The sequence below is a fragment of the Actinomadura napierensis genome, assembly GCF_039529375.1.
Lineage (GTDB): Bacteria > Actinomycetota > Actinomycetes > Streptosporangiales > Streptosporangiaceae > Spirillospora > Spirillospora napierensis.
The window spans coordinates 1-510 of sequence record NZ_BAAAMR010000447.1 but is presented as its reverse complement, the minus strand read 5'-3'; the positions used below and the strand labels follow the sequence as shown (position 1 = coordinate 510).

The 510-nt window shown below is 43.3% G+C and carries 1 pseudogene; it reads left to right on the top strand.

Features of this window, described 5'->3' with window-relative positions:
* Window positions 1-325 (top strand): annotated as a pseudogene (locus ABD296_RS50410) (hypothetical protein); the annotation flags it as partial.
* Between the last annotated feature and the right edge of the window lie 185 nt (window positions 326-510).

The following is a 510-nucleotide window of genomic DNA, read 5'->3' as shown; positions in this document are numbered from 1 at the left end:
ATTACTCGCGGGCATCTTCATGTATGTGATGGTCATTATGACTGAGCCATTATTGATTATTGCTGCCATGTCTTTAAGTGCTATGGCGTGGGGCTTTGGAGTAGCTGCGGTATTTGCTCTGCTTGCCCGAGTAACCACCTCAAATGTAGGTGCGACAGCGGGTGGAATATTTAACGGTTTAGGCAATTTTGCAAGTGCAATTGCACCTGTACTGATCGGTTACATCGTGATGCAAACACATAGTTTTAATTTGGGAATTACCTTCTTGGCTGCAGTCGCTGTCATTGGGTCGTTGTTCTTGGTTCCTCTTTTAAAACGTTATTAATTCACTGTATAGGAGTTTAAAAAATGACTACACAACAATTCGAATCGTGGAAACAGCCGGAAGGCGCTTCTTTAGAAGATTGGTTAAACACACGTATTGCTCGCTTTGAGACTCGTAAATATGACTTTGAGGCTTTGAAGTTCCAAGCCGATTACGACCCGAAATATCGCCGTGCTCAAATGCGC